The organism is Jannaschia formosa (assembly GCF_003340555.1).
Lineage (GTDB): Bacteria > Pseudomonadota > Alphaproteobacteria > Rhodobacterales > Rhodobacteraceae > Jannaschia > Jannaschia formosa.
Map to the genome: position 1 here is coordinate 22,836 of NZ_QPLJ01000013.1, position 25,074 is coordinate 47,909.

The 25,074-nt window shown below is 71.0% G+C and carries 21 protein-coding genes and 1 riboswitch; of the genes, 11 read left to right on the forward strand and 10 right to left on the reverse strand.

Annotated features, from left to right (window positions below; translation table 11 throughout):
- Window positions 1-109 precede the first annotated feature (109 nt).
- From DR046_RS13920 to DR046_RS13955, 8 genes are all read left to right on the forward strand, one after another.
- Entirely contained in the window at window positions 110-1,021 is a 912-nt protein-coding gene (locus tag DR046_RS13920) for a serine/threonine dehydratase (RefSeq protein WP_115383004.1), read from the forward strand.
- Between the two features lie 132 nt (window positions 1,022-1,153).
- A riboswitch (guanidine-I (ykkC/yxkD leader) is annotated at window positions 1,154-1,259 on the forward strand.
- A gap of 93 nt (window positions 1,260-1,352) precedes the next feature.
- Window positions 1,353-2,402, forward strand: a complete 1,050-nt coding sequence (locus tag DR046_RS13925) for a putative urea ABC transporter substrate-binding protein (protein WP_115383005.1) — start codon at window positions 1,353-1,355, stop codon at window positions 2,400-2,402.
- Between the two features lies 1 nt (window position 2,403).
- A complete protein-coding gene (locus DR046_RS13930; protein WP_115383006.1) occupies window positions 2,404-3,216 on the forward strand; it encodes an ABC transporter permease in 813 nt (270 codons plus the stop codon).
- The gene (locus DR046_RS13935; RefSeq protein ID WP_115383007.1) at window positions 3,213-3,998 is read left to right on the forward strand and encodes an ATP-binding cassette domain-containing protein; all 786 of its coding nucleotides are present in this window, start codon (window positions 3,213-3,215) and stop codon (window positions 3,996-3,998) included. Before DR046_RS13930 ends, DR046_RS13935 begins: the two co-directional genes overlap by 4 nt.
- Window positions 3,961-5,205 (forward strand): agmatinase family protein, encoded by a 1,245-nt coding sequence (locus DR046_RS13940; RefSeq protein WP_115383008.1) that lies wholly within the window; start codon window positions 3,961-3,963, stop codon window positions 5,203-5,205. The genes DR046_RS13935 and DR046_RS13940 overlap by 38 nt, the downstream gene beginning before the upstream one ends.
- Window positions 5,195-5,608 carry a hypothetical protein gene (locus tag DR046_RS13945; protein WP_245190944.1) on the forward strand — a complete coding sequence of 138 codons (414 nt, stop codon included), beginning with the start codon at window positions 5,195-5,197 and terminating at the stop codon, window positions 5,606-5,608. The genes DR046_RS13940 and DR046_RS13945 overlap by 11 nt, the downstream gene beginning before the upstream one ends.
- A 191-nt stretch (window positions 5,609-5,799) precedes the next feature.
- The gene (locus DR046_RS13950; protein ID WP_115383009.1) at window positions 5,800-7,197 is read left to right on the forward strand and encodes an ABC transporter substrate-binding protein; all 1,398 of its coding nucleotides are present in this window, start codon (window positions 5,800-5,802) and stop codon (window positions 7,195-7,197) included.
- 18 nt (window positions 7,198-7,215) lie between these two features.
- Window positions 7,216-7,605 carry a VOC family protein gene (locus DR046_RS13955; RefSeq protein WP_115383010.1) on the forward strand — a complete coding sequence of 130 codons (390 nt, stop codon included), beginning with the start codon at window positions 7,216-7,218 and terminating at the stop codon, window positions 7,603-7,605.
- Between the two features lie 4 nt (window positions 7,606-7,609).
- Here the strand turns inward: DR046_RS13955 and DR046_RS13960 are convergent, their stop codons facing one another.
- On the reverse strand, window positions 7,610-8,386 hold the full coding sequence (locus DR046_RS13960) for an SDR family oxidoreductase (protein ID WP_115383011.1): 777 nt from the start codon (window positions 8,384-8,386) through the stop codon (window positions 7,610-7,612).
- A gap of 121 nt (window positions 8,387-8,507) precedes the next feature.
- On the opposite strand from DR046_RS13960, the gene DR046_RS13965 reads away from it, so the two are divergent.
- Window positions 8,508-9,356: a sulfotransferase gene (locus tag DR046_RS13965; protein WP_115383012.1), complete on the forward strand. Its 849-nt coding sequence runs from the start codon at window positions 8,508-8,510 to the stop codon at window positions 9,354-9,356.
- A 262-nt stretch (window positions 9,357-9,618) separates the two neighbouring features.
- Here DR046_RS13965 and DR046_RS13970 read toward each other — a convergent pair whose 3' ends face one another.
- The 9 genes from DR046_RS13970 to chvE form a co-directional block, all read right to left on the reverse strand.
- Window positions 9,619-11,142: an aldehyde dehydrogenase (NADP(+)) gene (locus DR046_RS13970; RefSeq protein WP_115383013.1), complete on the reverse strand. Its 1,524-nt coding sequence runs from the start codon at window positions 11,140-11,142 to the stop codon at window positions 9,619-9,621.
- Between the two features lie 79 nt (window positions 11,143-11,221).
- Window positions 11,222-12,121, reverse strand: coding sequence for a dihydrodipicolinate synthase family protein (locus DR046_RS13975; protein WP_115383014.1), 900 nt, complete (start codon window positions 12,119-12,121; stop codon window positions 11,222-11,224).
- Window positions 12,122-12,129: 8 nt separating this feature from the next.
- Window positions 12,130-13,884 carry an L-arabinonate dehydratase gene (gene araD, locus DR046_RS13980; RefSeq protein WP_209313590.1) on the reverse strand — a complete coding sequence of 585 codons (1,755 nt, stop codon included), beginning with the start codon at window positions 13,882-13,884 and terminating at the stop codon, window positions 12,130-12,132.
- Between the two features lie 98 nt (window positions 13,885-13,982).
- Window positions 13,983-16,019 (reverse strand): NADH:flavin oxidoreductase, encoded by a 2,037-nt coding sequence (locus tag DR046_RS13985; protein ID WP_115383015.1) that lies wholly within the window; start codon window positions 16,017-16,019, stop codon window positions 13,983-13,985.
- Between the two features lie 204 nt (window positions 16,020-16,223).
- Window positions 16,224-17,150: a Gfo/Idh/MocA family protein gene (locus DR046_RS13990; RefSeq protein WP_115383016.1), complete on the reverse strand. Its 927-nt coding sequence runs from the start codon at window positions 17,148-17,150 to the stop codon at window positions 16,224-16,226.
- Window positions 17,137-18,879 (reverse strand): L-arabinonate dehydratase, encoded by a 1,743-nt coding sequence (gene araD / locus DR046_RS13995; RefSeq protein ID WP_115383017.1) that lies wholly within the window; start codon window positions 18,877-18,879, stop codon window positions 17,137-17,139. The genes DR046_RS13990 and araD (DR046_RS13995) overlap by 14 nt, the downstream gene beginning before the upstream one ends.
- A 96-nt stretch (window positions 18,880-18,975) precedes the next feature.
- On the reverse strand, window positions 18,976-20,121 hold the full coding sequence (gene mmsB / locus DR046_RS14000) for a multiple monosaccharide ABC transporter permease (protein WP_115383088.1): 1,146 nt from the start codon (window positions 20,119-20,121) through the stop codon (window positions 18,976-18,978).
- A gap of 109 nt (window positions 20,122-20,230) precedes the next feature.
- Entirely contained in the window at window positions 20,231-21,799 is a 1,569-nt protein-coding gene (gene mmsA, locus DR046_RS14005) for a multiple monosaccharide ABC transporter ATP-binding protein (protein WP_115383018.1), read from the reverse strand.
- Window positions 21,800-21,850: 51 nt separating this feature from the next.
- A complete protein-coding gene (gene chvE, locus DR046_RS14010; protein WP_115383019.1) occupies window positions 21,851-22,924 on the reverse strand; it encodes a multiple monosaccharide ABC transporter substrate-binding protein in 1,074 nt (357 codons plus the stop codon).
- Between the two features lie 171 nt (window positions 22,925-23,095).
- Between chvE and DR046_RS14015 the strand changes: the two genes are divergently transcribed.
- A complete protein-coding gene (locus DR046_RS14015) occupies window positions 23,096-24,061 on the forward strand; it encodes a LysR family transcriptional regulator (RefSeq protein ID WP_115383020.1) in 966 nt (321 codons plus the stop codon).
- A 97-nt stretch (window positions 24,062-24,158) separates the two neighbouring features.
- A complete protein-coding gene (locus tag DR046_RS14020) occupies window positions 24,159-25,073 on the forward strand; it encodes a dihydrodipicolinate synthase family protein (protein ID WP_115383021.1) in 915 nt (304 codons plus the stop codon).
- The last annotated feature ends 1 nt before the right edge of the window (window position 25,074 follow it).

Here is a 25,074-nt window from a genome sequence, read left to right on the forward strand (position 1 = left end):
GTTGCGGCGGGTGTAACGCGTCCGCGGGCGGTGTTGTATCGCGAAAGGTCCCCGGGCCGTTCGCGATCCGCGACGTCGCCGGAACGGGTCCCAGGCGAGAGGTGCGGCGATGGAATGGCGGACGGAGATCGAGGCGGCGCGCGCGCGCATCGCGGGCCATGCGCGGGTCACGCCCGTCGCGCGGCTGACGCTCGGCGGCCATACGGTCGAGATCAAGCTGGAGCAGATGCAGCATACCGGCAGCTTCAAGGCGCGCGGCGCGTTCAACACGCTGCTGTCGGTGGACGTGCCCGCAGCGGGGGTGGTCGCCGCCTCGGGCGGCAATCACGGCGCGGCGGTGGCCCATGCCGCGGCCAGCCTCGGCCACCCGGCGCATATCTTCGTGCCCGAGGTGGCCGGCCCCGCCAAGATCGCCCTGATCGAGCGGACCGGCGCCACCTGCCACGTCGTCCCCGGCCTCTATGCGGACGCGCTGGAGGCCGCGCGGGCGCACGAGGCGCAGACAGGCGCGATGCAGGTCCATGCCTACGATGCCGTGTCTACGGTGGCGGGCCAGGGCACCTGCTTCGCCGAATGGGACGCGCAGGGGCTGGAGGCTGACGAGGTTCTGGTCGCGGTCGGCGGCGGCGGGCTGATCGCGGGCGCGCTGGCCTGGTGGCAAGGCGCCCGCCGCGTCGTCGCCGTCGAGCCGGAGCAGTCGCGCGCGCTGAACGCCGCACTGGAGGCCGGGGCGCCGGTCGACGTGCCCGTCTCTGGCGTGGGCGCGAATGCGCTGGGGGCGAAGCGGATAGGCTCGATCTGCTTCGACCTTGCGCAGGGCATGGACAGCGTGACCGTGCCGGACGACGCGATCCTCGCGGCGCAGCGCCTCCTCTGGCAGGAGGCGCGGCTGCTGGTGGAGCCCGCGGGCGCCTGCGCGCTGGCCGCGCTGCTCTGCGGGGCGTGGCAGCCGCGGGGGAGGGTCGCGGTGCTGGTCTGCGGCGCCAACCCGGCGCCGGACCCGCTGGGCGCGGCGGCCTAGGGCGCGCGCGCCGCGCCCAACTGCCGGGCACAGCCCCGTCGATCGCCCGAAAAACGCGCATCCGCCCCTGCGGCAGGTCTTCCGCGCCGCTGCAGGGGTCGCGGTGCCAGCCTGCGCGCGGCAGGGTCGGAGGCGCAGGGCGTCTAGGGTTCCGCCCCCTCGGGGGGCCAGGTCCGAGAGACGCCGCCGGCGCGGCCAATTCCGCGCGGGTACACGGCGGGACAAAATCCCGGGAGAACACTGCGACGGGTCTGCCGGTCTCCTCCGCTCCTCCGCTCCGCCGCCGCAGCCCCGCGCGCCCCAGGCGGAGCGTCGCACGAGGATCGCCGCCATGACCGCCCGCCGCATCGCCACCGCGACCGCCATCGCCCTCACGCTTGCCGCCCCCGCGTTCGCCCAGGAGAAGACCGACTTCCGCGTCGCCTGGTCGATCTATGTCGGCTGGATGCCCTGGGGCTATCTGGAAGACTCGGGCATCATGGACAAATGGGCCGAGAAATACGGGATCGACGTCGAGATCGTGCAGATCAACGACTACGTCGAGTCGATCAACCAGTACACGGCAGGCGCCTTCGACGGGGTCTCGGCCACGAACATGGACACGCTGTCGATCCCGGCGGGGTCCGGCGTCGACACCACCGCGCTGATCGTCGGCGACTTCTCCAACGGGAACGACGCCGTGATCGTGAAGGAGGGCGGGCTGGCCGACCTTGCCGGCAAGCCGGTGCACCTGGTCGAGCTGTCGGTGTCCCATTACCTGCTGGCCCGCGCGCTCGACTCGGTGGGTCTGACCGAGGCCGATCTGGCCGGGGTGGTGAACACCTCCGACGCGGACATGATCGCAGCCTTCCAGACGGATGACGTCGAGGCGGTCGTGACCTGGAACCCGCTGGTGTCGACCATCCTGGAAGACCCGGCGGCGACGAGGGTCTTCGACAGCTCGGACATTCCCGGCGAGATCATCGACCTGATGGTGGTCAACACCGAGACGCTGGCAGCCAACCCCGATTTCGGAAAGGCGCTGGTCGGCGCCTGGTACGAGGTGATGGGCCTGATGGCGGCGGGCGACGAAGAGGTGCTGACCGCCATGGCCGAGGCTTCGGGCACGGATCTGGCGGGCTACAAGGCGCAGCTCGACTCGACCGAGATGTTCTACGATCCCGCCGACGCCGTCGCCTTCACGCAGAGCGAGGCACTGCCCGACACGATGGTCAACGTCGCCGAGTTCCTGTTCGAGAAGGGCATCCTGGGCGAGGGCGCGCCCTCGGCCGATTTCATCGGGGTGGAATACCCGGACGGCGCGACCACGGGCGACGCGAACAACGTCACCTTCCGCTACGACACGACCTACATGCAGATGGCGGCGGACGGCGCCCTCTAGCATGCGCTGGATCAACCGGCAGCCGGGCACGGCGCTCCGGGCGGCGCTGGTGGCGACGCCCTTCCTGCTGCTGTTCCTCGCCTACTGGATCGGGTCCGAGATCCGGCTGGCGGCGAACCCGTCGGACCGGCTGCTGCCTGCGCCCGGGACGATCGCCGCCACCGCAGAGCGGCTGTTCACGGAACCCGACCGGCGGTCGGGCCAGATCCTGCTCTGGCACGATACCCTCGCCAGTCTGCTGCGGCTGACCGCCGGGGTCGCGATCGCGGCGGCGGTGGCGACGGTGGCGGGGCTGGCCATCGGGCTGCTGCCCCATGTGCGGGCCGCGCTCGCCGGTCTGGTCGCCGTCGTCTCGATGATCCCGCCGCTGGCGGTCCTGCCGATCCTGTTCATCGTCTTCGGGCTGGGCGAGCTGTCGAAGGTCGTCCTCATCGTGATCGGCATCCTGCCCTTCCTCATCCGCGACCTGAGCCAGCGCGTGCTGGAGATCCCGCGCGAGACGATCGTCAAGGCCGAGACGCTCGGCGCCTCCAGCGGCGTGATCGCGCTGCGGGTGGCGTTGCCGCAGCTTCTGCCTCGCCTGATCCAGGCGGTGCGCCTGTCTCTCGGGCCCGCCTGGCTGTTCCTGATCGCGTCCGAGGCGATCTCGGCCGACCAGGGGCTCGGCTACCGCATCTTCCTCGTCCGCCGCTTCCTCGCGATGGACGTGATCCTGACCTACGTCATCTGGATCACGCTGCTGGCCTTCCTGATGGACCTCGCGCTGCGCTGGCTGTCGCGCCGGCTGTTCCCCTGGGCAGAGGCCGGGTTGTGAGCTTCGTGCGGGCCGAGGGCATCTTCCAGAGCTACGGGCGCCGCCCGATCCTCGAACGCGTGGACGTATCGGTGAAGGAAGGCGAGTTCATCTCGATCGTCGGTGCCTCGGGCTGCGGCAAGTCCACCTTCCTGCGCCTGCTGCTGGCGCAGGAACGCCCGACCCGCGGCGAGATCCGCATCGCCGGCGCGCCCCCCGCGACGGAGCCGGGGCTCGACCGGGGGGTCGTGTTCCAGCGCTACTCGGTCTTCCCGCACCTGACGGTGCGCGAGAACATCGTCGCCGGGGAAAGCTTCCGCACCCGCTGGGGCCGCTTCGGCGGGGCCGCACGCCGCGCCGCGCTGGCGCGCGCCGACGAGACGCTGGCGCGGATCGGCCTCGACCACGTGGCCCACCAGTACCCCGCGACCCTGTCGGGCGGGATGCAGCAACGGCTCGCCATCGGGCAGGCGCTGGCCGCGAGGCCGCGCATCCTGCTGCTGGACGAGCCCTTCGGCGCGCTCGACCCCGGGACGCGGCTCACCATGCACGATTTCCTGTCCGAGCTGCGCACCGAGACCGGCATGACCGTCTTCATGGTCACCCACGACCTCGCCGAGGGCTTCAAGCTGGGCGACCGCGTGCTGGTCTTCGATAAGCCCCGCTGGGACCCGACCGACCCCGACGCCTACGGCGCCACGATCACCTACGATTTCGATGCCCGCAACGGCGGCATCCCGTTCCAGACCCCTGAGGAGACCCTGCATGCCCTTCGCACCCCCGGACCGGACCCGGTCGCATAATCCGGCCGCCCTGACACTCGACGACAGGCGCTTCCACCACCCGGACCTTTCCAAGCTGCGCGGCTGGAAGGCCATGAAGGCCGAGGCCGACATCCCCGGCGACCGCTGGGACGAGGAGCGTCGCTGGGCGCTGCGCATGGGCCTGACGGGCGCCGACAGCATCGAGGACAAGTCGATCCCGACCTTCGCGCGGGGCGAGTTGCCGCATTACGCAGGGATAAATACCTTCCTCAAGGCGCCCTATGCCGAGGACGTGACCGAGGTGAAGGACTACGACGCGACCGTCTTGGGTATCCCCTTCGACGGCGGCACGACCTACCGCCCCGGCACCCGGTTCGGCCCGCAGGGCGTGCGCAAGATCAGCGCGCTCTACACGCCCTACAACTACGAGATGGGCATCGACCTGCGCGAGCAGATGACGCTGTGCGACGCGGGCGACGTGTTCACCATTCCGGCGAATATCGAGAAGACCTTCGATCAGATCAGCCGGGCCGTCAGCCATGTCGCCTCGTCCGGATCGCTGCCCGTGATGATCGGCGGCGACCATTCCATCGGCTTTCCCTGCGTGCGCGGCATCGCGCAATGCACCTCGAAGAAGATCGGCATCGTCCATTTCGACCGCCATGCCGACATCCAGGAGAAGGACCTGGACGAGAGGATGCACACGACCCCGTGGTTCCACTCGACCAACCTGCCGAACGTGCCGGCGAAGAACCTGGTGCAGGTCGGCATCGGCGGCTGGCAGGTCCCGCGCGAGGCGGTGAAGGTCGCGCGCGAGCGCGAGACCAACATCATCACGATGGGCGACATGGAGAAGATGGGCATCGACCGCACCGCCGAGATGGCGCTGGAGATGGCCTGGGACGGCGTGGACATGGTCTACATGTCCTTCGACATCGACAGCATCGACTGCGGTTTCGTCCCCGGCACCGGCTGGCCCGAGCCCGGCGGCTTCCTTCCGCGCGAGGCGCTGGCGCTGGCCTCGAAGGTCGCGGCCGAGGGCATCTGCGGGATGGAGCTTGTCGAGGTCTCGCCGCCCTACGACCAGTCCGAGATCACCGCGCTGATGGGGACGCGGGTGATCGTGGACGTGCTGGGCTCCCTGGTCGCCTCCGGCAAGCTGGGCGCCCACAAGCGCCACATCGACAAGCCGGTCGAGATCCCGCACGGCGAGTTCGAGGGGCGGAGGTGGTCCAATGCCACATGACATCGTCGGCGGGCATGTCGGCCACAACCACGCCCATGACCACCTCCACAGCCACCTGAAGCCCGAGGACCGCGCGGCGGAGCTGCAGGTGCTGGCGACGCAGTTCATCGACGGCTTCGTCCAGGCCGCCGACAAGACCAGTTACCTGCGCCTGGCCGGTGTGCCCTTCGAGCGCCCGGGCAAGGGCGGCGCGACCGCGCTGAAGCTGGTCGATGTGGAGCTGAAGACCGAATGGCAGGTCGGCACGGCCTCGCCTTCCTTCGGCTCGCGCGAGCTGAGCTACCTGCCCTTTCCCGGTGCAATGGTGCGCGAGCGGACGAACATGGGGCTGGTCTACGTGTCGATGGACGAGAAGGTGGTGGAGGATATCCGCGACTTCCTCGCCGCGAAGACGGGAGCATGACGGCTGTCCGTTCCTCCCGGCAGAGCGTGGGGAGGCGGGCTCTGTCCCCCGTCGCATTTCCGGCAAGGTGAGGCGGCCTGCCGCGCCGCCGCAGGGCCGGACTGCCCGGAAATTGCGCGGAGGGCGGGGGCGGAGCCGCGTCGGTGCGGTTTTCGCGGGACATCGGGCGCCGCGCGGGGAACGGTGCGGGCATGACGCTTCGCATCGTTCAGCCCACTGTCCGGCTCGAGGATCCGCATGACTGCACCGATTCCGCCGACGCGCTGACCATCCTCGGCGCCGTCTTCGGCACCTTGCTGCGGCGGGAAGACAGCGGCATCGCCCCCGGGCTGGCAGAGGCATGGCAGGTCTCGCAGGAGGGGCGCCGCGTCGACCTGCGGCTGCGGAGGGGCGCGGCCTTCTCGGACGGCACTCCGGTCGATGCCGAGGCGGTCTGCGCCAACCTCCGGCGGATGGCCCGGCCGGACAAGGGATACGCGCTCGGCTCGCCCGGCGTCTGGCACCAGTATCTCGGCGGTGCCGGGATCGTGCCGACCGGGGATCTGTCGCTCGGCATCGACCTGCGGGCGCCGGTGGCGGACATGCCCGACATCCTCGCGCAGGCCTTCCTCGCGGCGCCCTCCGCCTTCGACGCGCTGGAGGCGGGGAACATCGCGGCGGCGCCGGGGGCGGGGCCATACCGCGTCGTGGCTCAGGCCCAGGGGATCGTCCGGGCGGAGGCGCGGGATGGACATGACGGGCCGCCCGCCGTCGAATGGCGGGCCGTGCCGGAGGCCGAGGCGCGGCTCGCCGCTCTGGCCGAGGGCCGGGCGGAGGTTGCGATGCGGCTGCCGGTTGCGGCCGCCCTGCCCCCGGGCGTCGCGGACCGGCGCTACGACGACCCGACCGCCATCATCTACCTGTTCAACCAGGCATCCGGGCCGCTGGCTGACCCGCGGCTGCGGCGCGCCCTGAACCGCGCCGTCGACCGCGACGCGCTGATCGCCGAGGTGCTGGATGGCGCGGCGCGGCCCCTCCACGGGATCGTCAGCGACGCGCATTTCGGCGCGGTCCCGGGCACACCCGACCCGTTCGACCCCGACGAGGCCCACCACCTGCTGGCAAGGGCGGGGCACGGGGCGGGCCTGCGCCTGACGGTCGACTGCCCGACCCGCCTGCCCGACGAGGCGGAGCGGCTGACCGCCGCGCTGGCCGCGCAGTTGGCGCCGTTCGGCGTCGCCCTCGACATCCGCCGCCACGAGGACCGCGAAGCCTATGCCCATATGGTCCGCCGCAAGGAGATCGGCGACATGTGCGTCTTCGACTCCAGCCCGATGAGCACCTTCCGCGTGCTGTACGAAAAGCTCGACTCCCGCGTCGCGGGCGCCTGGTGGCAGGGCCATCGCAGCCCGTCGCTGGAGGTCGCGCTGGACCGCGCGTGCCGCACGGTGGACCCCCAGGCACGCGAGGTCATCTATCGCGAGGCCTATGCGCTCGCGCAGGAGGACCCGCCCTGGCTGACGCTCTATACCCATCGCCGCCGGATCGCGCGGCGGGGGGCGCCGCCGCCGCTGCCGGTGGATGGCGTGCTCGATGTGACAAGGCTCTGACTTCCAAGGGAGACCCCGATGCCCAGACCCGATGCGCCCAACCAGCTGGCGATCACCTTCCTCTACTACCGCGACCTGCCCGACGCGATGCGCTTCTACGAGGAGGTGCTGGGCCTGCCGCTAGCCATCGACCAGGGCTGGTGCAAGATCTACCGCATCTGCCCGGGCGCCCATGTCGGTCTGGTCGACGAGACCCGCGGCATGAACAAGTGGACCGAGGAGAAACCGGTCCAGCTCTGTATCCGGGTGCCGGACGTCGACGCCTGGTACGCTTATCTGCAGGAGGTGCCGATCCCCGGCCTCTCGGAGATGTTCCAGAGCGAGGAACTCGGCATCCGCGCCTTCGTCTTCAACGATCCCGAAGGCTACCAGATCGAGGTCCAGTCGGCGACGCGGCCCGGGGCCTGAGACCCTAGCCCAGCATCCCCAGATCGCCGTCCACCGCAATCGCCTGCCCCGAGATCGTCGCCGCGCCGGGTCCGGCGAGGAACAGCACCTGGTCGGCGATCTGACGGGCCGTGACGTAGTCCTTGATCGAGACATGAGCGAAGGCTTCGGCCTCGATCTCGGCCATCGACCGCCCCTGCGCCTGGGCCCGCGCCTCCATCACGCGGCGCTGGCGGTCGCCCGCGACGAGGCCCGGCAGGATGGCGTTGACCGTGATCCCGTGCGGCCCGAGCTCGCGGGCGAGCGACTTCGTCAACCCGATCACGCCCCACTTGGCGGCGGCATAGGGCGCGCGGTTGGCGAAGCCCAGCCGTCCCGCCGCCGAGGACATCATCACGATCCGTCCCCTGCCGCTGGCGCGCAGGGCCGGGATCGCGATGCGGGTCACGTTGAAGGCGCCGGTCAGGCAGACGTCGAGCGTGCGGGCCCAGTCCGCCGGGTCGACATGCTCCAGCGGCGCGGTCGGCCCGGCCACCCCGGCATTGTTCACCAGCAGGTCCAGCCCGCCCAGAGACCCGGTCGCGCGCCGGACGAACCCTGCGGCAGCCTCCGCATCGGCCACATCGCAGGGCAGCGCGACCAGGTCCGGGTCGGCGGCCCGCGCATCCTCCAGCGCGGCTTCGTCCACGTCACAGAGCGCGACGCGCGCGCCCTCCTCGCGCAGGGTGCGCACGATCTCCAGGCCGATGCCGCCGGCCCCGGCGGTGACGATGGCGCGCAGGCCGGTCAGATGCAGGTCCATGACGTCTCCTCCTGGGGCAACAGGCCCCGCCCGGCGGGTGGACGCAAGGCCTCACGCCCCTTTTCCAGACCGCGCGCCTGCGGCAAGAGGCTGACGGAGGACGTTTGAGCCGGGGGATACCATGGATCGGGACTACGGTGCGCCGGTCGCCATCGGCGGCCTGGGCGGCAGCGGCACACGGGTGATCTCGGCGCTGCTGCGGGCGGCGGGGTTCCGGAACGGAGAGGACCTGAACGAGGCGCTCGACAACCGCTGGTTCACGATCACCCACAAGCGCCGCGCCTTCACCGAAAGCTGGCCGACCGAGGCCGAACTCGACCAGGCGGTGCGCCTGTTCCGCGACGCGATGACGGTCGGGCTGGAAGGGCTGCTTCGGGCCGAGGATCGCGCCGTGCTGGACCGCATCCGCGCCGACCTGCCGCCGGAGGGCACCTGGAAATGCGGCGCCTTCGCCGACAGCGTCGACAGAATGATGGCGAGCCGGGCCAAGCCTCCCGGCCCCTGGGGCTGGAAGGAGCCGAATACCCACATCTTCCTGCCCGCGCTCGACGCCCGACTGCCGGGCCTGCGCTACATTCATGTCGTCCGCGATGCTGCCGACATGGCGCTGTCAAGCAACACGCAACAGCTGCGGAACTGGGGGCCGCGCCCGACAGAGGACGCGCCCGTCGTGCTGCGCCAGTTGCGGTTCTGGACGGACGCGAATGCGCGGGCACTCGATTACGGGGCGGGAATGGGCGACCGCTTCCTCGTGATCTCCTACGAGGATTTCTGCGCCAGGCCGAAGCCGCATTGGGACCGGCTTGTCGCCTTCCTCGGGCCCGAGGCGGGCGGCGACTTTCCGGCCGACCTCGTCAGCCCCCCGACCATCGGGCGCGGTGCGCAACTGGAACCGGAGACCGTGCCCGAGGCGGATCGCGCCGCGGCGGAGGCGGTCACGGCACGCGTGGCGGCATTGGGACGGGTCTGAGGCGTCGGGCGGTTTCGACACCGGCCGAGGGGCCGCAGGCGCGCGGGTTTCGCGGCTCAGCTTCCTCGTCCAGTGCCAAGGTGTCGGGGCCGCGCCCGGAGGCGCGGCCCCTGATCGAGGCGCTCGCGCGGGGGATGTCGTCCCGGCGGGACGTGCCGCGCAGCAGGCGGAGGATCACCCCCGCCCGGAGGTCAGGGACCGTCCGCGACCGACACGCCTTCGAGCGTCCGGCAGGCCCCGTCGGAGAGGGTTGGGGCGTTGCTCATTGGAGGTCCTCTGGCAGGATGGCGTGGGGGAAGTTCTGGTAGCAGACGGGGCGCAGGAAGCGGCGGATGGAGAGGGTGCCGACGGAGGTGTGGCCGAAGTTCGTCGATGCCGGGTAGGGCCCGCCATGGACCATCGCGTCGGCCACCTCGACGCCCGTGGGGAAGCCGTTGACGAGGAGCCGGCCCGCCTTGCGCTCGAGCAGGGGAACGAGGGCGCGGGCGGCGTCGGTGTCGGCCTCCTCCATCTGGATCGTGCAGGTGAGCTGGCCTTCGAGGCTGCGCGCGAGTTCCTCCATCTGCCCGAGGTCGCGGACGCGGACGATCAGGCCGAGCGGGCCGAACACCTCGTGGGCGAGATCGGCATTGGCGATGAAGTCCTCGGCGTCGACGTCGTAGAGATGCGCGGTCGCGTCCCGGTCGCCGCAGTCGGTGCGCACCAGCTCCCGCACGCCCTTGCCGGAGGCGAGACGGGCCTGCCCCTCGCGATAGGCCGCGGCGATGCCGCCGGTCAGCATGGTCTGGGGCTGCATCTTCGAGAGCGCGGCGCGGGCGGCCTCGGCGAAGGCGTCGGCGCCCGCGCCCGCCACCACCACCGCGATGCCCGGGTTGGTGCAGAACTGGCCCGCCCCCATCGTCAGCGATCCGGCCCAGCCCTCGCCGACGGCGGCGGCGCGGGCGGCGACCGCCCCCGGCAGCACGAACATCGGGTTGACCGAGCCGAGCTCGCCGAAGAACGGGATCGGCTCGGGGCGGCTTGCGCAGAGGTCGAAGAGCGCCCGGCCCCCGCCCAGCGAGCCGGTGAAGCCCACCGCCTTGATCAGCGGGTGCCGGACCAGCGCCGCGCCCACCTCGTTCGATCCGCCATGGACCAGCGAGAAGGCGCCGGGATGGATGCCCGTCCGCCCGATCGCGGCGTGGATCGCCTCGGCGACGATCTCGGAGGTGCCGGGATGGGCGTGGTGGCCCTTGACCACGACGGGGCAGCCCGCCGCCAGCGCCGAGGCGGTGTCGCCCCCGGCCGTCGAGAAGGCCAGCGGGAAGTTCGAGGCGCCGAAGACGGCGACCGGGCCGATGGCGCGCTGCACCATCTTCAGGTCGGGGCGCGGCAGCGGCGCGCGGTCGGGCAGGGCCGCGTCGTGGCGGCGGTCGAGGTGATGGCCCTCGCGGATATGGGAGGCGAAGAGGCGGAGCTGGCCGACGGTGCGCCCCCGCTCGCCCTGCAGCCGGGCCTCGGGCAGGCCGGTCTCCTGGCTCCCGATCCGGGTGATCGCGTCGCCGCGGGCCTCGATCTCCTCGGCGATGGCCTCGAGGAAGGCGGCGCGCGCCTCGCGCGAGAGGCCGGAATAGGCCGCGAACGCCGCCTCGGCCGCCTCGCAGGCCCGGTCGATCAGCGCCGGCGTGCCGACGAAGAAGTCATGCGCCGCGCCATGGGCGGGCTCGGAGGCGAAGGTGGCGTCGCCCGCCACCCACTCCCCCGCAATCAGGTGCTTGCCGTGCGGCGTGAAGGTCTCGTCGAGCATGAGGTCTCCTTTCAGACGTCCGGCCCGCCGGAGGACGGGTCGATGCGTGGGTGCCGGGCGCGGTGCCCGGGCGCAAGGCTCAGGCCAGCCCGCTCTCGGTCAGGAAGGCCTGCAGCTTCTTCTGCTGTCCCTCGGTCAGCGGCCAGGCCGAGGGCGGCCGCGTCGGGCCGCAGTCGTGGCCGGTCGCGGCCAGCGCGGCCTTCACGCCGGTGACGTTGGTGCCGTTGTGCTCCTCGGCGCGGATGTCCTCGAAGGCGCGCATGCCGGCGATGAGGCGCCCGGCCTCGTCGTAGTCGCCCGCCTCCAGCGCGGCGTGGATCGCGACCGACCGCTCGGGCCAGACGTTGATCAGCCCGGAGGTGAAGCCCCGCGCGCCCACCGCGTAGAGCGGCGGCGCCCAGACCTCGGCCAGCCCCGCGACCCAGACGATGTCGGGGTCGCAGGCCATGCGCGCGGCGGCCAGCTTCAGCGGGTTCGGCGTGGCCCATTTGACGCCCTTGACCCCCTCGACGGCACAGAGATCGGCGATGGCCGCCGTCCCCATCGCGTCGTTCCGCAGATAGAGCATCAGCGGCAGCCCGTCGGCGGCCTCCGCCACGCGCTTGAGGTAGTCGACCGTGCCGCGGGGCGAGACGAAGGGGTCCGGCGGCTGGTGCATCATGAGGGCGGCGGCGCCCGCCTTCGCGGACTGGGCCGCAAGCTCCACCGCGTCCCGCACGCCGCGCCCGACCCCGGCGAGAAGCGGCGCGCGGCCCTCGACCAGCCCGGCGACGGCATGGACCATCTCGACCGCCTCGCGCGTGGTCAGCGCATAGAACTCGCCGGTATTGCCGTTGACCACGGGCATGTGCACGCCCGCCGCGAGCGCCCGGTCGAGGATCGGCGCCAGCCGCGTCGGCGCGAGGTCTCCCGCCGCGTCGAAGGGCGTGACGAGGATGCCGGAGATGCCGCGCAGCGCGGCGTCGAGATCGTGGGGCATGGGGCCTCTCAGAAGATGTCCGGCTCACCGGCCGCAGGGCCGTGGTCGCGTTCCAGGTAGTCGAAGTCGCAGCCGGTATCGGCCTGGCCGACATGGGTCGAGAACATCTTGCCCCAGCCCCGGTGATAGCGCGGCTCGGGCGGCTGCCAGGCGGCGCGGCGGCGCTCCAGCTCGGCCTCGTCCACCAGCATGTCCAGCCGGCGCGCGGGCAGGTCCATGCGGACGGTGTCGCCCGTGCGCAGCAGCGCGAGCGGGCCGCCGACGAAGGCCTCGGGCGCGACATGCAGCACGCAGGCCCCGTAGGAGGTGCCCGACATCCGCGCGTCCGAGATCCGCAGCATGTCGCGATGGCCCCGCTTCAGGAGCGCCTTCGGGATCGGCAGCATCCCCCATTCCGGCATCCCCGGCCCGCCGAGCGGCCCCGCGTTGCGCAGCACCATCACGTGCTCCGGCGTGACCTCGAGCGTCTCGTCGTCCACCGCCGCCTTCATCTCCGGATAGCTGTCGAAGACCAGCGCCGGGCCCTCGTGGACGTGGAACCTCGGGTCGCAGGCGGCGGGCTTGATGACCGCGCCATCGGGGCAGAGGTTGCCGCGCAGCACCGCGAGCGAGCCCTCGTGGTAGACCGGGTTCGAGAGCGGCCGGATCACGTCGTCGTTGAAGACCTTGGCGTCCTTGATGGCCTCGCCCAGGGTGATGCCCGCGACGGTCATGGCCGAGGTGTCGAGCCGGTCGGCGATCTGCCGCATCATCGCGGGCAGGCCGCCGGCGTAGTAGAAGTCCTCCATCAGGTAGCCCTTGCCCGAGGGCCGGACATTGGCCAGCAGCGGCGTCTCGCGCCCGAGCGCGTCGAGGTCGTCGAGCGTCAGCGCCACGCCCGCCCGCCGCGCCATCGCGATCAGGTGGACCACCGCGTTGGTCGAGCAGCCGGTGGCCATGGCGACGATGGCGGCGTTGCGCACCGAGGCCGGGGTGACGATCCTGTCGGGCGTCACCGCCTCCCAGATCATGTCCACGATCCGCCGCCCGCAGGCCGCGGCCATGCGCGAATGGTTCGCGTCGACTGCCGGGATCGAGGACGCGCCGGGCAGCGTCAGCCCCATCGCGTCGGCGATGGCCGTCATAGTCGAGGCGGTGCCCATGGTCATGCAGACGCCGTGGCTGCGGGCGATGCCGCCCTGCACGCCGCGCCACTCCTCCTCGCCGATGGTGCCCGCGCGCCGCTCGTCCCAGTACTTCCAGGCATCCGAGCCGGAGCCGAGGATCTGCCCCGCATGGTTGCCCCGCAGCATCGGCCCCGCGGGCAGGAAGACGAAGGGCACCCCCGCCGTGATCGCCCCCATGATCAGCGCCGGCGTGGTCTTGTCGCAGCCGCCCATCAGCACCACGCCGTCGAACGGGTGGGACCGGATGGCCTCCTCGGTCTGCATCGCCAGCATGTTGCGGTAGAGCATCGAGGTCGGCTTGGTGAACTGCTCGTCCACGCTCATCACCGGGAACTCGACCGGGAAGCCGCCCGCCTGCAGCACGCCCCGCTTCACTTCGCGGGCCCGCTCGGGGAAGTGGCCGTGGCAGGAATTGATCTCGGACCAGGTGTTGAGCACGCCGATCACGGGCTTCCTCGCGAAATCCTCCTCCGCATAACCCAGTTGCATCATCCGCGAACGGTGCCCGAACGAACGCAGGTCATCGGGCGCAAACCAGCGGGCGGAGCGCAACTGCTCGGGCGCGATGCGCGCTCTGTCCGTTCCGTCCACCGGCATGCGACCTCCCCAGCCGCGCCCGAGCGGCGCGCGCGTCCATACGTCCTGTATCCCCCCGGCGCCGTCAACCGGGCCTCCGCCGTTGAAGCGGGCGGGCCTCATATCGTCTTCATCAGCCGCAGCGCGTCGTAGACCGCTGCATGGGTGTTGCGCGAGGCGACGGCGTCGCCGATGCGAAACAGGCGGTAGGTGCCCTCCGGGTTCCTGACGATCGTCTGGGGGCGCCCCTCGATGAAGGCCGCGTGGTCGAGCTCGCCCCCGTTGGACGAGCCGTCGCGCAGCGCGAAGTAGAGATCGTCCAGCGGCCGGACCCCGGCATTCACCACCACCTGGTCGACCCGCCGCTCTCGCGGGAACGCGCCGTAGTCGCTGCCCAGCACAGCGACCAGACCGTTGCCGTCGCGCCGGACGGCGGCGAGCGTCCGGGTCACGGTGAAGGTGACGTCGCGCGGCTGCAGCGCGCGCAGCGCGGGGGTGAGGGACATGCCCATCACCTCGGGCGAGAAGCTGCGGTCGCGGGTCACGATCTCGACCGAGGCGCCGGTGGCGGCGATCGTCTCGGCGGCCTGCAGCGCCGCGTGGTCCCCGGCCTCGTCGTAGATCAGCACGTTGCTGCCGGGCGCCGCGTCGCCCGACAGGATGTCCCAGGCCGAGACGACGAGTTCCCCGCCCTCGGCCAGCACCTCCGTCTCGGCCAGCCCGCCCGTCGCCACGACCACCACGTCCGGGGCATCGGCGCGCACCGTCTCCGCATCGGCGAAGCTGTTGAAGCGGAGGGCGACGCCCATCCGCTCGCACTCGGAAAGGCGCCACTGGATCAGCTGCATCATCTCGGCCCGCCGGGGCGTCCGGGCGGTCAGCCGGACCTGCCCGCCGGCCTCGGGCGCGGCCTCGTGGACGGTGACGGCATGGCCGCGCTCGGCGGCGACCCGCGCCGCCTCCAGCCCGGCGGGACCGGCGCCGACCACGGTCACGCGCAGCGGCGCCTCGGCCTTCGCGATGACGTGCGGCTGCTCCAGCTCGCGCCCGGTGGCCGGGTTGTGCAGGCAGAGCGCCATCCCCCCCTGGTAGATCCGGTCGAGGCAGTAGTTGGCGCCGACGCAGGGGCGGATGCGGTCCTCCTCGCCGCGCAGGATCTTGGCGACGATATGCGGGTCGGCGATATGCGCGCGGGTCATGCCGACCATGTCGAGCTTGCCCGAGGCTATGGCATGGCGCGCGGTCGCGACGTCCTGGATCTTGGCCGCATGGAAGGTCGGGATTTGCGCCGCCGCCCGGATCTCGCCCGCGAAGTCGAGATGGGGCGCGGACCGCATCCCCTGCACCGGGATCACGTCGGTGAGCCCAGGATCGGTGTCGACATGGCCGCGGACCACGTTGAGGAAGTCGACGAGGCCGCTGGCCTTCAGCCGCCGCGTGATCTCCAGCCCGTCCTGCCTGGTGATGCCGCCGGGCAGGTCCTCGTCGGCAACGTAGCGGATGCCGACCAGGAAGGCCGGCCCGACCCGGTCGCGCACCGCCTGCAGGACCTCCATCGAGAAGCGCATCCGGCCGGTCAGGTCGCCGCCATAGGCGCCCTCCATCTCGTTCGTCGCAGGCGACCAGAACTGGTCGAGCAGATGGCCATAGGCCTCGATCTCGATCCCGTCGAGCCCGGCGGACTTCATCCGCTCGGCCGCGTCGGCATAGTCGTCCGTGATGCGCGCGATATCCCACCCCTCGGCCTTCTTCGGAGCGGCGCGATGCGCGGGCTCCCGCCGGCGTGTCGACGACAGCGATGGCAGCCAGTCGCCCGTGTCCCAGCGGGTGCGGCGGCCCAGATGGGTGAGCTGGATCATCACCGCACAGCCGTGGTCGTGGCATTCGTCGGCGAGCCGGCGCATCCATCCCACCACCTCGTCCTTCCAGGCCAGCACGTTGTTGAAGGCGGGCGGGCTGTCCCGCGAGACCGAGGCGGAGCCGGCCGTCATCGTCAGCGCCACGCCGCCGCGCGCCCGTTCCACATGGTAGGCGCGGTAGCGGTCCTTCGGCATCCCGTCCTCGGGATAGGCCGGCTCATGGCTGGTGATCATCAACCGGTTGCGGAGCCGCAGGTGCTTCAGGTCGTAGGGCTGCAGCAAGGGATCGTGGGTCATGCGGGTCGGCTCCTTCGGACGAACGGTCGAGCCCGCAGAGTGGACGGGGTGTGGGCCGCGTTCAACTCGGCCCTCCGCGCGGCGTCCTCGGCGCGATGCCGAAGGCGGCCCAATAGCGGCGCATTTGCACGAGGCCGCGCCCCCGGCAGGAGGAGTTGCGGCATGGGAGCCGGGACAAGCGTCCGCGCGCGACGCGGCGCACCGTCAGTCGTGGAACTCGTCGGTCGGGATCCGGCGGCCCAGCATGAAGGCGTCGGCCACCTGCATCAGCGGGCGCGTGTCGGCATCCGACGCGCCGCGCGCGATGAGGTCGGCGAAGCGGGCGTAGAGGCCAGGATACTCGCCCTGCGTCTCGACCGCGACCGGGCTACCGTCCACGGCCATTCCGGCCCCGCCCTCGGTCAGCCGGAGGCTGCCCTTGTCGGTCTCGACCTCGATCTCCCAGGTCTGCGGCCCCTCCTGCCGCCAGTCGAAATCCGCCGTGCCGGTCGCGCCGCCGGGTCCGGCGAAGGCCAGCCGCACGGCGATGGGGGTCTGGCGGTTGGCGGGAACCTCCAGCTCGGCGCCGGTCAGGTGCAGCGGGACGGGCAGGATCTCGGTCATGATCGACAGCGCGTTGATCCCCGGATCGAAGACGCCGAGGCCGCCCGGCTCCCAGATCCAGTCCTGGCCGGGATGCCAGCGCCGCACATCCTCGCGCCAGACGATGGCGACGCGGCGGACGGTGCGGGTCGCGAGCCAGTCCTTCGCGGGGGCCACGGCGGCGGCGTGCCGGGAATGCCACGTGGCGAAGAGCGTTTGGCCCCCGTCGCTGGCGAGGCGGGTCAGCGTCTCAACCTCGGCCAGCGTGGCGCCGGGCGGCTTTTCGAGCATGACGTGCCGCCCGGCGGCGAGCGCGGCGCGCGCCGGCTCGAAGCGCGCCTGCGGCGGCATGCAGAGCGAGACGGCCCCGATCTTCGGCCGCGAAGCGAGCAGGGCGTCGAGCGTGTCGAAGTTCTCGACCCCCTCCACCCCACCGGACCGGCTGACGGTCGCGGCGAGCCGGAAGCGCGGATCGGCGGCGATGGCCGGGACGTGCTGGTCGCGGGCGATCTTGCCCACGCCGACGATGGCGATGTCAGTGACTGTCACGCGGAACCTCCCTGCCCCGGCATCCCACCAGGAAGTCGAAATCGGCGCCGGTATCGGCGCCCTGGATGTGGTCGTGGAAGAGCCGGGCGTAGCCGCTTTCAGGCCGCGGGACGGTCGGCGTCCAGGCGGCCAGCCGCGCTGAAAGCTCCTCGTCGGGGATGTCGAGATGGAGCCGCCGGACAGCCACGTCGAGCTCGATCATGTCCCCGTCGCGCACCACCGCGAGCGGGCCGCCCGCCGCCGCCTCGGGCGAGGTGTGAAGGACCACGGTGCCATAGGCCGTGCCCGACATGCGCGCGTCCGAGATGCGGACCATGTCCTTGATCCCCTTGCGCAGCACCTTGGGCGGCAGCCCCATGTTGCCGACCTCGGGCATGCCCGGGTAACCCCTCGGTCCGCAGTTCTTGAGCACCATCACGCAGCTCTCGTCGATGTCGAGCGACTCGTCCCCGATCCGGGCCTTGTAGTCGTCGATGTCCTTGAAGACCACCGCGCGGCCCCGGTGGCGCATCAGCTCCGGCGAGGCGGCCGAGGGCTTGAGCACCGCGCCGTCCGGGGCGAGGTTGCCGCGAAGCACCGCGATCCCGCCCGATGCGGTCAGCGCCTTCTCCACCGGCAGGATCACGTCCTCGTTCCAGTTGCGCACGTCCTTCACCGCCTCCCAGGCGGTCTCGCCCGAGACGGTCAGCGCGTCGCGGTGCAGAAGCCCCGCCTCGCCCAGCCGCCGCAGCACGACCGGCAATCCGCCCGCATAGAAGAAGTCCTCCATCAGGTACTTGCCCGAGGGCATCAGGTTCACGACGGTCGGCACGTCGCGGCCCAGCCGGTCCCAGTCGTCGAGCGTGAGGTCGACCCCGACCCGACCCGCCAGCGCCAGCAGGTGGATCACCGCGTTGGTCGAGCCGCCGATGGCGCCGTTGGTGCGGATCGCGTTCTCGAAGGCTTCGCGGGTCAGCACGTCCGACGGCTTCAGGTCGTCCTTGACCATCTGCACGATCCGCCGCCCCGAGAGCTGCGCCATCACCCGGCGGCGCGAATCCACGGCGGGAATCGCGGCGTTGCCCGACAGCGCCATGCCGAGCGCCTCGGCGAGGCTGGCCATCGTGGACGCCGTGCCCATCGTGTTGCAGGTGCCCGAGGAGCGGCTCATCGCCTGCTCGGCCTCGAGGAAGTCCTCGCGGCTCATCTTCCCGGCCTTGATGTCCTCGCTCATCTGCCAGAGCGCCGTGCCCGAGCCCACGCGCTCGCCACGGAACCAGCCGTTCAGCATCGGCCCGCCAGTGACGACGATCGAGGGAATGTCGGTCGAGGCCGCGCCCATCATCAGGCTCGGCGTGGTCTTGTCGCAGCCTACCAGCAGCACCGCGCCGTCGATGGGCTGGGCGCGCATCACCTCCTCGACCTCCATGGCGGCGAGGTTGCGATACATCGCGGCGGTCGGACGGAAGGTGTTCTCGGAGACCGAGAAGACCGGCACCTCCAGCGGGAAGCCTCCGGCCTCCCAGACGCCCGCCTTCACCTTCTGCGCCAGCTCCCGCAGGTGGCCGTTGCAGGGCGTCAGCTCGCCCCAGGTGTTGAGGATGCCGATCACCGGGCGCCCGTCGAACAGGTCGTGCGGGTAGCCCTGGTTCTTCAGCCAGCCGCGGTGGTAGATGTTGTCGCGCGAGGTGCCGCCGTACCATTCCTGCGAGCGGAGCCTGCGGGGCCACTCGGCCTTGACGAATGCCATCGCTGTGCCTGCCTTTCTGTGATCGCGGCCGGAGAGAGCCCGCCCGGATCGCTCCGGGCGCCCGCATCCGCGCCTTGGGTGCCGGAAGATGGCCGGTCAGGCCGCCTTCTGCTTGTTGAGGACGTCGAAGATCACCGCGGCCAGCAGCACCAGCCCCTTGATGACCTGCTGGTAGTCGATGCCGATGCCGAGGATCGACATGCCGTTGTTCATCACGCCCATGATGAAGGCGCCGATAACCACGCCGACCACGGTGCCCACGCCCCCCGCCATCGACGCGCCGCCGATGAACACGGCCGCGATCACGTCGAGCTCAAACCCCGCCCCGGCCTTGGGCGTGGCGGTGTTGAGCCGTGCCGCGAAGACGAGGCCGGCCAGCGCGGCCAGCATCCCCATATTGACGAAGGTCAGGAAGGTCAGCCGCTCGGTGTTGATGCCCGAGAGCTTCGCGGCCTTCTCGTTGCCGCCGAGCGCGTAGATGCGGCGGCCCAGCGTCGTGCGGTTGGTCACGAACATGTAGACCGAAATGAGCAGCGCCATGACGATCAGCACGTTCGGGAAGCCCCGGAAGGTCGCCATGAGGTAGGAGAGGTAGACGATCGCCAGCGCGGCGAGGCCGATCTTCGCGGCGAAGAGGGCATAGGGCTCGTCCGTGTCATCGCCCGCGTTCCGGCGGCTGCGCACCGACAGGACGATGACGAGGAAGGCGAGCGCGAGGCCCAGCACAAGCGCCAGCAGGTTCAGGTCGGTCCCGCCCAGCAGATCCGGCACGAAGCCCGAGGAGAGAAGCTGGAAGCCCGGCGGGAACGGCCCGACCGACTGGCCCGCCAGCAGCCAGAGCGTCAGGCCCTTGAAGACCAGCAGCCCCGCCAGCGTCACGATGAACGAGGGGATGCGGAAATAGGCGACCCAGAAGCCCTGCGCCGCTCCGATCATGCCCCCGACGGCGATGCAGATTGCTGCGGTCAGCCAGTAGTTGATGTCGTAGTTCACGATCATCACCGCCGCGAGCGCGCCGATGAAACCCAGCACCGACCCGACCGACAGGTCGATATGGCCCGCGACGATCACCAGCAGCATGCCGAGCGCCATGATGACGATGTAGCTGTTCTGCAGGATCAGGTTCGTGAGGTTGATCGGCCGGAGAAGGATGCCGTCGGTCGCGATCTGGAAGAACAGCATGATCGCGACCAGCGCGATCAGGAGCCCGTATTCGCGCAGATGCGCCCGCACGAAGCTCATGTGCCCGCGTCGCCCGGCCCGGAGGCCGCCTGCCCCGGGCTGGTCGGCGGTCAGGGCGCCGGTGTTGCGTTCTCCGGCGAAGCTATCGTCGGTCATGGTCTGTCCTCCCTCAGGCGGCCGGCGCGGGCGTGCGGACCCGCGCCGAGGCGCTCTGGCCCGACCGCAGGATGGCGGCCATGATGCGTTCCTGGCTGGCATCGGCCACCGGCATCTCGGCGACGAAGCGGCCTTCGTTCATGACGTGGATGCGGTCCGTGATGCCCAGAAGCTCCGGCATCTCGGACGAGATCACCACCACGGCGCGCCCCTGCGCGGCGAGCTCGGCGATGATCGCGTAGATCTCGTACTTGGCGCCGACATCGATGCCGCGCGTGGGCTCGTCGAGGATCAGCACCTTCGGATCGGCGAAGAGCCACTTGGACAGCACGACCTTCTGCTGGTTGCCGCCCGAGAGGTTCACCGCCTCCTGCGCCACCGAGGAGCATTTGATGCGCAGCTTGTCGCGGTACTCGCGTGCGACCGAAAGCTCCCGCGCCTCGTCCAGCACCCCGCCCGACGAGATGCCGGCGAGGTTGGCGAGCGGCACGTTGCGCCGGATGGTCTCGTCCAGCACCAGCCCGTACTGCTTTCGGTCCTCGGTGACGTAGGCCAGCCCCGCCTCGACGGCGCGGCGCACGGTGGAGGTGTCGGCCTCGCGCCCTTCGATGCGGACCGTTCCGGATGTCTTCTTCCCCCAGGCGCGGCCGAAGAGGCTCATGGCGAGCTCGGTGCGGCCCGCGCCCATCAGCCCTGCGATGCCGAGCACCTCGCCCGCGCGCACATCGAAGCTGACGCCGTCGACGGCCAGCCGGTCGGGGTCGGTCGGATGCGCGACGGTCCAGTCGCGCACCTCCATCAGCACCTTGCCGATGCGGGGCGTCCGCGGCGGGTAGCGGTCGGTCAGCGCGCGGCCGACCATGTCGCGGATGATGCGATCCTCCGAGACCGGCGCGCCGCCTGCCTCGATGGTCGAGACCGAGGCGCCGTCGCGCAGCACCGTGATCCGGTCGGCGACGCGGGCGATCTCGTTCAGCTTGTGGGAAATCAGGATGGAGGCCACGCCCTTGCGCTTGAGGTCCTCCAGCAGGTCGAGCAGCGCCTCGCTGTCGCGCTCGTTGAGCGACGAGGTCGGTTCGTCCAGGATCAGGAGCCGCACCTTCTTGGCGAGCGCCTTCGCGATCTCGACGAGCTGCTGCTTGCCGAGGCCCAGGCTGCCGACGCGGGTCCCCGGATTCTCGCGCAGGCCGACGCGGGCCAGCAGGCGCGTGGCTTCTTCGCGAGTGCGGGTGCGGTCGATGACGCCGCCGCGGGCGCGTTCATGGCCGAGGAACAGGTTCTCGGCGATCGACAGGGTGGGCACGAGGGCCAGCTCCTGGTGGATGATGGCGATGCCCGCCGCCTCGCTGTCGCGAATGCCGCGGAACCGCTGCTCGGCCCCATCGACGAGGATCTGCCCCTCGTAGGAGCCGTGGGGGTAGACGCCAGACAGCACCTTCATCAGCGTGGACTTGCCCGCGCCGTTCTCGCCCACCAGCGCGTGAATCTCGCCCTCGGCCACCGAAAGCGACACGTCGTCGAGCGCGCGGACCCCCGGAAAGGTCTTGGTGATCCCGCGCATTTCCAGCAGCTTGCCCGTCATGGCACCCTCCGGCCGGATGGGGGCGGCCCCGACGGGCCGCCCCGGTTGCGGTCACTGGATCTGGTCGGCCGTGTAGTAGCCGGTGTCCACCAGACGCTCGGTGATGTTCGACGCGTCCACAGGCAGCGGCTCCAGCAGGTAGGAGGGGACGATCTTCACACCGTTGTCGTAGGTCTCGGTGTCGTTGATCTCGGGCTGACCGCCCTGAAGCAGCGCATCGACCATGCCCACCGTCACGCGGGCCAGCTCGCGCGTGTCCTTGAAGATGGTCGAATACTGCTCGCCCGCCTGGATCGACTTGACCGAGGGGATCTCGGCGTCCTGGCCGGTGACGATCGGCATGGGCATGTCGCCCGAGCCGTAGCCCACGCCCTTGAGCGAGCTGAGGATGCCGATCGAAAGCCCGTCATAGGGCGACAGCACGCCGTGGACCGGGGTGTCGGTATAGTTCGCCGACAGCAGGTTATCCATCCGCGCCTGCGCGACCGAGCCGTCCCAGCGCAGCGTCCCCACCGTGTCCATGCCCATCTGGCCCGAGACGACGTTGATCTTGCCCTCGTCGATCATCGGCTGCAGCACCGACATGGCGCCATCGTAGAAGAAATAGGCGTTGTTGTCGTCGGGCGACCCGCCGAACAGCTCGACGTTCCAGACCTCCGCGTCGGGGAACCGCTCCTCGAGGCCGGCGACCAGGCTCTCGGCCTGCTGCACGCCGACCTGGAAGTTGTCGAAGGTGGCGTAGTAGTCGACGTTCCCGCTGTCGCGGATCAGCCGGTCATAGGCGATGACCGGGATGCCGGAGGCGGCGGCGTTGGCCAGCGCGTTCGACAGGGTCGTGCCGTCGATGGCTGCGATCACCAGCGCGTCGACGCCGCGCACGATCATGTTCTCGACCTGCGCGAGCTGGGTCGGAATGTCGTCCTCGGCATATTGCAGGATCGTCTCGTAGCCCGCGTCCTCGAACTGCTGGACCATGGATTCGCCGTCCGAGATCCAGCGGGCCGAGGATTTGGTGGGCATGGCGATGCCGACGGTGCCCTTGTCCTGGGCAAGCGCGGCGCCGCCGGAAAGCGCCGTCGAGGCGGCCAGAAGCGCCACCGCGGCGCGGCGGGTGAAATTCAGCATGGATGTCCTCCCTCGGCCGGTCGGGGCGCGGGCTCCTCCCCTCGCCGTCGTGGCCGGTCTGTCATTTTGTCCCGGCGCGGGGCGCGCCGGCCTTCCCTGTCTACGGCGGCAGCCCATGCCACTCAATTGCTATCTGTTGCCGTCATCATACCGGGTCTGGTATGCGAAGCCATGACCGCCGATCCGCTTGCCCGCCTGTCCATGCGCCAGCTGCGCCTCGTCGCCGCCATCGCCGAAAGCGGGCAGCTCTCGGTCGCGGCCGGGCGGCTCGGCATCACCCAGCCCGCCGCGAGCCGCACCCTGTCGGAGCTGGAGCGTCAGGTGGGCGCGACCCTGTTCGAGCGGCACACCCGCGGGATGGTCGCGACCGAGGCCGGGCGCGGCTTCTCGCGCCGTGCCATGACCGTCCTGCGGGAGCTGGAGGCCGGCATGGCCGAGGTGTCGCAACTCGGCGCCGGCCTTGCCGGCCAGGTCGCCGTCGGCGCCGTCACCGGCGCGGCGATGGGCTACGTGGTCCCGGTGATGCGCGCCTTCCGGCAGGAGGCGCCGGAGGTCGAGATCGAGATCGAGACCGGCATGAGCGAGGACCTGATGCGCGGCCTCGTTGCGCAGCGCTTCGACATCGTGCTGGCCCGCGTGCCGCCGACGCTCGACGCGCGGCTGATCCACGCCGTTCCCGTCAGCGACGAGACCGTCGCCTTCCTCTGCCGCGCCGCCCATCCGGTGTTGCGGCGCAGCCGGGTGGGGCTGATCGACCTCGCGCAATACGACTGGGTCATGCAGGCCCGCGGCGCGCCGATCCGCGTCACCGTCGAGGAGGCGCTGCGCGCCGAGGGCGCCCCGATGCCACGCCATGTCAGCGTGACCCAGTCGCTGATCGTGACGACGGCGCTGCTTCAGAGCACCGACATGATCGCCCCGGTCACGCAGGAGGTGGCCGAACTGTTCCTGCAGCGGCTGGAATCGGCGGGCCTGCGCCGCGTTCCCCTCGACAGGGTGCTGACGGTGCCGCGCTACTCGGTCGTCACCCTGCGCGAAGGAGAGCCGGGGCCGGCGGCGCAGCGGATGCTGCGGCTGCTGCTGCAACAGATCGAGCGTGGACGGAGCGGGACGCCGCCGGAGGCCGGCGATACATGACCCTCCGGGTATGCCAACGGCGACGCGCCTTGCGCATCCGGTATGGCAAACGGTCCCGAGCTGTGCTTTGACGTCGCCGACACAGCAGGAGGCCCCCATGTCCGTTCCCTATTCCGGCATCTGGCCGGTCGCCCCGACCCCGTTCCACGAGGACGGGACGCTCGACCCGGACGGCATGCGCCGCGTGCTCGACTGCATGATCGACCAGGGGGTCGACGGCATCTGCATCCTGGCCAACTTCTCCGAGCAGTTCCTGATCTCGGACGCGGAGCGCGAGACGCTGACCCGGCTCAGCCTGGAGCATGTGGCGGGCCGCGTGCCCGTGATCGTGACGATCAGCCACTTCTCCACCCCCATCGCGGTGGAGCGGGCGCGGATGGCCAAGGACCTCGGCGCCGCCATCGTGATGATGATGCCGCCCTACCACGGCGCCACCTTGCGCGGCACCGCCGAACAGTGCCTCGAGCAGTTCGCCCGCGTGGGCGAAATCGGCATCCCGATCATGGTGCAGGACGCGCCGCTCTCGGGTGTGGACCTGCCGGTGCCGCTGCTGGTGCGGATGGCGCGCGAGATCGAGATGGTGAAGCTCTTCAAGATCGAGTGCCCGCAGGCCGCCGCCAAGCTGCGCGCGCTGATCGCCGAGGGCGGCGATGCGATCGAGGGGCCCTTCGACGGGGAGGAAGCGATCACCCTGCTCGCCGATCTCGACGCCGGCGCGACCGGCACGATGACCTCGGCCATGATCCCCGACCGGATCAAGCCGGTGCTCGAGTTCTGGGCGGCGGGCGACCGGGCGGGGGCGACGGCGGCCTATGCCAGCGTCCTTCCGGCGGTGAACCACGAGAACCGGCAATGCGGCTTCCGCGCCGCCAAGGCGGCGATGGTCGAAGGGGGGGTGATCCGCTCCGACGCGTGCCGCCACCCGATCCCGCCGCTGCATCCCGCGACGCGGGCGATGCTGCTGGAGCTTCTGCGCCCGCTGGACCCGGTAGTGCTGCGCTGGGGGCGCTGAC

What these genes read in the sequence shown, in the direction of transcription:
- DR046_RS13920 (WP_115383004.1), top strand. Translation starts at nt 110, where the DNA reads ATGGAATGGCGGACGGAGATCGAGGCGGCGCGCGCGCGCATCGCGGGC.
- DR046_RS13925 (WP_115383005.1), top strand. Translation starts at nt 1,353, where the DNA reads ATGACCGCCCGCCGCATCGCCACCGCGACCGCCATCGCCCTCACGCTT.
- DR046_RS13930 (WP_115383006.1), top strand. Translation starts at nt 2,404, where the DNA reads ATGCGCTGGATCAACCGGCAGCCGGGCACGGCGCTCCGGGCGGCGCTG.
- DR046_RS13940 (WP_115383008.1), top strand. Translation starts at nt 3,961, where the DNA reads ATGCCCTTCGCACCCCCGGACCGGACCCGGTCGCATAATCCGGCCGCC.
- DR046_RS13945 (WP_245190944.1), top strand. Translation starts at nt 5,195, where the DNA reads ATGCCACATGACATCGTCGGCGGGCATGTCGGCCACAACCACGCCCAT.
- DR046_RS13950 (WP_115383009.1), top strand. Translation starts at nt 5,800, where the DNA reads ATGACGCTTCGCATCGTTCAGCCCACTGTCCGGCTCGAGGATCCGCAT.
- DR046_RS13955 (WP_115383010.1), top strand. Translation starts at nt 7,216, where the DNA reads ATGCCCAGACCCGATGCGCCCAACCAGCTGGCGATCACCTTCCTCTAC.
- DR046_RS13960 (WP_115383011.1), bottom strand. Translation starts at nt 8,386, where the DNA reads ATGGACCTGCATCTGACCGGCCTGCGCGCCATCGTCACCGCCGGGGCC.
- DR046_RS13965 (WP_115383012.1), top strand. Translation starts at nt 8,508, where the DNA reads ATGGATCGGGACTACGGTGCGCCGGTCGCCATCGGCGGCCTGGGCGGC.
- DR046_RS13970 (WP_115383013.1), bottom strand. Translation starts at nt 11,142, where the DNA reads ATGCTCGACGAGACCTTCACGCCGCACGGCAAGCACCTGATTGCGGGG.
- DR046_RS13975 (WP_115383014.1), bottom strand. Translation starts at nt 12,121, where the DNA reads ATGCCCCACGATCTCGACGCCGCGCTGCGCGGCATCTCCGGCATCCTC.
- araD (WP_209313590.1), bottom strand. Translation starts at nt 13,884, where the DNA reads ATGCCGGTGGACGGAACGGACAGAGCGCGCATCGCGCCCGAGCAGTTG.
- DR046_RS13985 (WP_115383015.1), bottom strand. Translation starts at nt 16,019, where the DNA reads ATGACCCACGATCCCTTGCTGCAGCCCTACGACCTGAAGCACCTGCGG.
- araD (WP_115383017.1), bottom strand. Translation starts at nt 18,879, where the DNA reads ATGGCATTCGTCAAGGCCGAGTGGCCCCGCAGGCTCCGCTCGCAGGAA.
- mmsB (WP_115383088.1), bottom strand. Translation starts at nt 20,121, where the DNA reads ATGAGCTTCGTGCGGGCGCATCTGCGCGAATACGGGCTCCTGATCGCG.
- mmsA (WP_115383018.1), bottom strand. Translation starts at nt 21,799, where the DNA reads ATGACGGGCAAGCTGCTGGAAATGCGCGGGATCACCAAGACCTTTCCG.
- chvE (WP_115383019.1), bottom strand. Translation starts at nt 22,924, where the DNA reads ATGCTGAATTTCACCCGCCGCGCCGCGGTGGCGCTTCTGGCCGCCTCG.
- DR046_RS14015 (WP_115383020.1), top strand. Translation starts at nt 23,096, where the DNA reads ATGACCGCCGATCCGCTTGCCCGCCTGTCCATGCGCCAGCTGCGCCTC.
- DR046_RS14020 (WP_115383021.1), top strand. Translation starts at nt 24,159, where the DNA reads ATGTCCGTTCCCTATTCCGGCATCTGGCCGGTCGCCCCGACCCCGTTC.